The organism is Pedobacter sp. HMWF019, assembly GCF_003061025.1.
In the GTDB taxonomy this organism is placed as follows: domain Bacteria; phylum Bacteroidota; class Bacteroidia; order Sphingobacteriales; family Sphingobacteriaceae; genus Pedobacter.
Window position 1 is genome coordinate 1 of sequence record NZ_QAIL01000022.1, and the last position, 6,861, is coordinate 6,861.

The 6,861-nt window shown below is 40.8% G+C and carries 5 protein-coding genes; 1 reads left to right on the forward strand and 4 read right to left on the reverse strand.

Features of this window, described 5'->3' with window-relative positions; all coding sequences use genetic code 11:
• From DBR11_RS01130 to DBR11_RS01140, 3 genes are all read right to left on the reverse strand, one after another.
• Positions 1 to 1,529 (reverse strand): ABC-F family ATP-binding cassette domain-containing protein (locus DBR11_RS01130; RefSeq protein WP_108549769.1); only part of this gene is annotated, 1,529 nt, incomplete at its 3' end.
• A gap of 472 nt (positions 1,530 to 2,001) precedes the next feature.
• Positions 2,002 to 2,436 carry an rRNA maturation RNase YbeY gene (gene ybeY, locus DBR11_RS01135; RefSeq protein WP_108549770.1) on the reverse strand — a complete coding sequence of 145 codons (435 nt, stop codon included), beginning with the start codon at positions 2,434 to 2,436 and terminating at the stop codon, positions 2,002 to 2,004.
• Between the two features lie 10 nt (positions 2,437 to 2,446).
• A complete protein-coding gene (locus DBR11_RS01140) occupies positions 2,447 to 5,758 on the reverse strand; it encodes a DUF4175 family protein (RefSeq protein ID WP_108549771.1) in 3,312 nt (1,103 codons plus the stop codon).
• A 116-nt stretch (positions 5,759 to 5,874) separates the two neighbouring features.
• Here DBR11_RS01140 and DBR11_RS01145 point away from each other — a divergent pair, with 116 nt between their 5' ends.
• Positions 5,875 to 6,591: a glycerophosphodiester phosphodiesterase family protein gene (locus tag DBR11_RS01145; protein WP_233260606.1), complete on the forward strand. Its 717-nt coding sequence runs from the start codon at positions 5,875 to 5,877 to the stop codon at positions 6,589 to 6,591.
• A 68-nt stretch (positions 6,592 to 6,659) separates the two neighbouring features.
• Here the strand turns inward: DBR11_RS01145 and DBR11_RS01150 are convergent, their stop codons facing one another.
• Positions 6,660 to 6,851, reverse strand: a complete 192-nt coding sequence (locus tag DBR11_RS01150) for a cold-shock protein (protein ID WP_008241764.1) — start codon at positions 6,849 to 6,851, stop codon at positions 6,660 to 6,662.
• Between the last annotated feature and the right edge of the window lie 10 nt (positions 6,852 to 6,861).

Genomic DNA, 6,861 nt, shown 5'->3' on the forward strand with positions numbered 1-6,861 from the left:
CCATTGCCCTCCATAATGAACAACTGCTCGCTCATTTTATCCAGCAAATACCTGTCGTGAGAAACCAAAATTAAAACACCAGGAAAGTTTTCCAGAAACTCCTCCAATACATTTAGTGTATCAATATCCAGGTCATTTGTTGGCTCATCGAGAATAAGGAAATTCGGATTCTGCATCAATACCTTCATCAGATGCAAACGCTTCTTTTCACCACCGCTTAATTTTTCTACCATCCCATGCTGCTTCTTTGGAGGAAACAAAAATAAGGTCAGTAACTGGGAAGCGGAGATGGTTGATCCATCCGCCATTTTGATATATTCTGCATCAGATTTTACAATATCAATAACACGCTCTTTTTCATTAAATGCGAGACCACCTTGCTTATAATATCCATAAACTGTAGTATCTCCTGTGTCGGCAGTGCCGCGTTCTGGAGACAAGTTTCCAGTGATGATATTTAGAAAAGTAGATTTACCTGTTCCATTTTTTCCTGCCAATCCAATACGGTCTGCTTTCTTAAATGTATAGCTAAAATCATTAATGATTTTCTTTTCGTCAAAGGACTGCCCGATGTGGTGTAGCTCCAAAATTTTGTTTCCCTGGCGCGACATTTTAACATTTAAAGTAACTGTTTGATTATCAGATCTTTGTTTTGTTTTATTCTCCAGGTCGTAAAAGGCGTCTATTCTGGACTGTGATTTTGTAGTCCGCGCCTGTGGCATGCGGCGCATCCATTCCAATTCTTTTTTCAACAAGTTCTTATTTTTCTGAAAAGTACTTTCATCTGCGGCTTCCCGTTCTGATTTCTTCTCCAGGAAATAGGCATAATTCCCGTTGTAATTGTATATCTTTCCTCTGTCCAATTCCACAATGGTGTTGCAAACATTGTCTAGAAAATACCTGTCGTGTGTAACTAAAAGTATAGTTTTATTTCCAGAAGTCAGCAATTTCTCCAGCCATTCGATGGTGTCAATGTCCAAATGATTGGTGGGCTCATCCAGGACGTAGATCTCCGGATCCTCAATCAGTAGTTTGGCTAAAGCAAGACGTTTTTTTTGCCCCCCCGAAAGGGTAGAGATCTTTTGCTGCAAATGGTTAATGCCCATTCTGCTTAGGATTGTTTTGATCTCATGCTCATATTCCCAGGCATTGTGCTCGCTGAGTTCTTCATACAAGCGGTTCAGTTTTTTCTCGTCAGGATTTGGATCTTCGATCAGTTCTTCATATTCTTTAATCAGCTGTTGCTGTTTATTCTCCAGCGAGAAAATGAAGTCACTGATGCTGTAGCCATCTGGAAAAGAGGGCTCCTGGTCCAGAAATCCAATCTTGACCGATTTGTTCTTCACGATTTTACCTTCCAGCGGGTTGAAACGCTCCGCAAGTAATTTCAATAACGTACTTTTCCCTGCTCCATTGATGCCAACCAACGCGACGCGCTGTCCGGTCTGGATGCCCAGGGTTAGATTTTTAAACAGCCATTCATCATGATATGCATGACCCAGGCCTTCTGCTGCAATTAGTGTGCTCAATTTATATTTTTAACGATTTGTCAGTTAAGAAATTATTACAAAAGTAAGCAATAATTCTCTTGTATAGCATTGGAGTATTGAGGTATGCTGCCACAGTTTACATCAAAGCAACAAAGCATGCATATGATGTCCATAGAAATGAAGTAGGAAATCCAATCAGGATAGATGAGGAGCTAGATGCTCATAAATAGGTAATAATGCCGGATAAACTAAGCATAAAATATAGAGTTGACTTATCATTGGTTTATCCTTAAGTTATCCTTGACTTATCCTTAGTTTATCATATTGGATAAAGCAAGGATAAGTCAAGGATAACTTAAGGATAAAGATATTAGATACTTTATCCGTAGTTTATCCGGATTTAAATGGCCGCTATATGCCGGATGGCTTCTCGCAAGGCTTATTTTGGGGCAGGCAAAAGCTTTACCGGGAACGATCCCAGGCAATAAAAGGCATTGAAATGAATTTGAAGTTATTTGGAATTTAAGAGAGACAGATAGTGATCTTCTTTTTGCGTCATCAGCGCTTTTTCCTTTTTTGACTTGTCCTTATACCCTAAAAGATGTAAGGTTCCGTGAACCATAACTCGGCACAGTTCATGGAATACGGTGCCTTTAAATTCCTTTGCATTTTCCTGGATACGTTCAATACTGATAAATATATCTCCTGCAATCATTTTAAGCGTCTCTGAGTGATCGAAAGTGATGACGTCGGTATAGGTGTCATGATCCAGGTATTGTTGATTCATGGTCAGCAAATACTCGTCTGAGCAAAGTATGAAATTCAGTTCCTCCAGTTGGTAACCTTCGGAAAGGATGGTATCCAGCAGCCAGGTTCTGATCAGTGTTTTATGCTTAAGCGTATAAGAGAGGTCTTCAGTAAAGAAATGGATTGCAATTTTACTCATGCCAGTTAGATTATGGGGCCGAATTTAGCAATTTAAAATAATCACTGATTTTGTTTTTATAGTAATAATTTAAATCGGGGGGTAGTTTTTGAAGAATGTCTTGTTCGCTGCGCTGCTGAAGTCTGAATTTTTCCAGCATTTTAGGATAAGACGGAGGGAAGTCTTTACCGGCTTTGCTTTCCCTTTTTGCATCTTCATCCTGCTGCCGCTCAGCTTTTTCTGCATCCAGCATTTTGGTGAGCAGGTCTTTTTGCCGGCGAATAGTTTCCTGTTCAATTCTTTTATTCACCAGATCTTCTTCGGTTTGTTTCATATCCTGGATCATTTGATTCAGGTTTCCTAATTTTCCTTTTCCGTCTTTGTTGTCTTCCCGGTTAATCTTTTCAAGTGCTTCACGGATCATCTGTTGCTGCTGAGCCATTTTTCCAATTTCCTGGCTCATGACACCTTTTGGAACGGTTCCTTTGTTTCCTGCCTTTTCGAGCTGCTCCCTTGCCTTTTGCATATTGTTGTTGAGTTGTTGCTGCATTTTTTGCAACTGTTGCAAGCTCTGTTGTTTCTTTCCTTTGCCATTGCCCGAAGAATTCTTCATTTTCTGCAGTTGTTCCAGGGCTTCGTTTAGCATTAAGCTGAGGTTGTTGATAGAAGTCATGGCATACTGCTGATTTTCGTTGGCCGCGTAGGTTTGGCGGTCTCCGAGTTTGTCCAGGCTCTTGTCCATATTAAAGTTGATCTTCTGCACTTCTTCATTGATTGTACTTGAAATCTGGGGCACGCGCTTGCTCAAAGAGAACAAGCTGTCGGCAATGGTTTTCATATTGTCTTTAATGGTCCGCTGCTTTTGAACGTTCAGTGTATACTGCGGATCGGTGCTGTTCATATTTCTCAAGCGGAGCATCACTTTTTCCTGTTCAAAAGAGGTGTTCAATAGGTTTTGAAGTAACTTCCTGATTTCCTGTGTATTCAGATTGTTTTCGGTTTCTGAAGCCTCCTGCTGCTCTTCTTTAAGCTTCTGGGAAAGCTTTTTAAGCTCCTCTGCGGCTTTCTCCTGGCTTTTTGATGCATTTGGTCGATCGGATTTAGATAGTTGATCCTGAGCGGCCTTTTGTAAGGCCTCAATTTGGCCGATTTCCTTGTCTGGACGTTGAAACGGGTTGGGTTTTTCTAATTGCTGGTTTTTTTCGTCCAGTTGCTGAAATTCTTTTTTCAGGTCGGTCAGTTCTTTGGAGATATTGGCCTGTTTCTTTTTGAGGTCATCAAGGTCTGCATTTTTCTGAGCACTCTGTTTACTCAGGGCTTCCTGCGTTTTGCCCAGTTCTTCCAGCCGGTCGGTTTTGTTTTGGAGGTTTTGTTCAAACTCGAGTTGCTTGTACAATTCCAGAATCCTGTCCAGCTCATTTTTTAAAGACTTATTATCCATTTGCATTTTAGAAAGTTCACCAGAAGTTTTATCCTTGTTGCTTTCATTCATCAGATTCTGAAGTTTTTCCAGAATGCTTTTCGTTTTTTCATCCAGAGCATTATTGAACAAATCATCAATCTGCTGTTGTTTTTTCTGGAGTTCATCCTTTAGAAGATTGTTTTCTTCTTTTTCAAAGGTTTGCTGGGTATTGAGTTTTTTGATTTCCTGTACGGATTGGTCTAGTTGTTTTTGTTTGTCCAGCAATTGTTCAATCTGTTTTTTATCCTCCAGGCTGATCTCTTTTTTGTCCAGTAATGTTTCACCTAATTTCTTACTTTCCTTTTCCACCTGTCCGGCGAGCTTGATGGCATTTTCCATTTTTTGCTTCAATGCATTACTGCCCTGATCAGTTTTTGCCGCAGTTTGTTGTGCAGTAGGGACCAGTAGTGTTTTGATGGCAGACTTGCTCGACTTAGGTCCGTTTACACCATCATTATCCAACACTTCAAAATAATACTCGAGGGTTTGTCCGGGTTGAAAGGCGGCATCTTTTAAAGACCAGAAATAGAAGAAACTGGACTGTGGCTGATTTTTCTGAAAAGGAATGGTTTTGGAAATGGCTTTCTTTATTTTTCCATTTTCGAGGATGTTATAATGGAAAGTGAGTGCGCTGAAGCCATGGTCGTCCGAGATCCTGCCGGTAAAATACATAGATTTATTACTGGCGGAATCGGGGCTGTCTGTTACGGAAATCTCCGGAAAGAGGTCTTTGATCACTGTAATGCTGTAACCTATGGCATCGGTTTCTTTATTTTGATTGTTTTCAGGGCTAACCTGATAGGTTGTGCTGTTTTTGAGCTGGGCTTTGAAAACGCTTTGGTTTTCGGAAACAGGCAGTCTGAAACGTTTAGCATCCAGGTTAAATTGAACATGAGCCGTATGTTCGCTACTGATGGTCCAGGAGATAAAGGTACCTTCGGGAACAATCAGATCTCCGGCATTGCTGTTTTTTTCCTCTTTTTTGCCCAGATAGGCAGGATAATGCAGGCTGGCACTGAGTTGCAGAAGCGAGGGTCTTGGTTTCACCAGGATGGTATATTTCCTGGAATTGAAACCTCCGGCAGAAAAATGGAATTCCAGATCTTTTTGCAGATTCTTAAAAGTGTATTGAAAGCGGCTGATGTTTTGTTTTTCAAGTTTATAGGTATTTAACCCACTCACGATATAGACTTCCTGCGGTAGCTGGTCACCCTGAAGGTGTAGGTTCAGGGTATAATCTTCACCTTGTGTAGACTGAAGCTCTTTTTGAAATAGAACAAATTTAAAAGGGGCTTCGGGAAGGATTTCCTGATTGTATTTGACAAAACTGCTGGTACCTTCACGTAGAATGGAGGGGGCAATAAATGCAATAAAAAGAATAATGGCCAGGGGAACAACCAGGTATTTCAGGTATTTTTTATTGTCGGTCAAATGTATAGCACTGGAAAAAGGCACAGGTTTAAGTTCCTGGATCTTTTGGTCTATCCCGGCGAGGATGAGTTGATTGTTACCCGGGTGCTGATCGGCAAGCGCTTTCAGTTGAAGCGTGTTCAGAAGCTTGTCTTTTACATGAAAGAAGTGCTGGCCAATAAGCGTTGCAGCTTCTTCCAGGCTTTGATTTTTTCTGAGTTTCAGCAGGGTAAGAATAGGCCTTAAAATCCAATAAATTGTGGCAATAGCGACAATTCCCCAAAATGAAAAGAATAAAAGGGTTTTAATGAGTACGGTTGGATGGAGATAATAGGTAGCAAGGAAGAGGATCACATATAAGGCCAACAGCAAGGCCGCGGTGTATAGGCTGCCCCGCAAAAGCTGGTTCAGGTAGAACTTCCTGCTGAACTCGTTGATCTTGGATATAAGAAGTCCGTAATTACCCTCCATAGGCCTAAATTAATTAAAAACTGCTATTTTAGCAGATAAATATAGTTAAGATGAGATTATCCCTGTCAATTTTATTGTGTTTAAGTATGTTATCGGTTGCTGTAAAGGCTCAAAAGATGAAATGGAACAAAAATAAAGTCATTGCCCACCGGGGTGCCTGGAAAAAAAATAACCTTCCGGAAAATTCAATCGCCTCTTTAAGAGCGGCATTTGATCTGAAATGCTATGGGTCAGAATTTGATGTACACATGACTTCCGACGGGGTGCTGGTGATCAACCATGATGACGATTACCAAGGCCTGGTGATCACGACTTCGACCTTCGCACAGCTAAAAGAAAAGAAATTGTCAAACGGTGAGGATATCCCTACTTTAGAAGAATATCTGAAAGAAGGCCGGAAGCAGCAGGGAACCCGGATGATCCTGGAAATTAAGGATGTAAAAGGTGAAGGGCAGCGTATGTTGGAGATCACTGATGCTGTAGTGGCGATGGTGAAAAAGTTAAAGATGCAGCCCTGGATGGAATACATCAGTTTTAATTATGATGTGCTGAAGCGGGTATTGATCCTGGACCCTACGGCAAAGGTGGCTTATTTAAATGGGGAAGCCTCAGCCGAACAATTGAAGAAGGACGGGTTTGTTGGAGCAGATTACCACTTTAGCGTATACAGAAAAGATCCGGAATGGTTTTCTAAAGCCCATGGTCTGGGTTTAACATTGAACGGTTGGACCGTGAATAAGGAAGAAGATATGAAATGGTTATTGGAACAGAATATCGACCTGATCACAACCAATGAGCCGGAGTTGCTTTTTGAAGTATTGAAGGGGAAATAAAGGGCCGACGGGCCATAAAAAAAGCTTCCTGAAGAACAGGAAGCTCGTACGAATATGGTTATAATAATCTAGATTACTTTAACATTGATCGCATTCAAACCTTTTTTTCCGCTTTCTACGTCGTATTCAACTTTATCGTTTTCACGAATTTCGTCGATAAGGCCTGTTGAATGTACAAAAATTTCGCTATCTCCGTTTGCAGGGATGATAAAACCGAAACCTTTAGTTACATTAAAAAATTTTACTGTTCCTTCTTGCATTGTATTATTT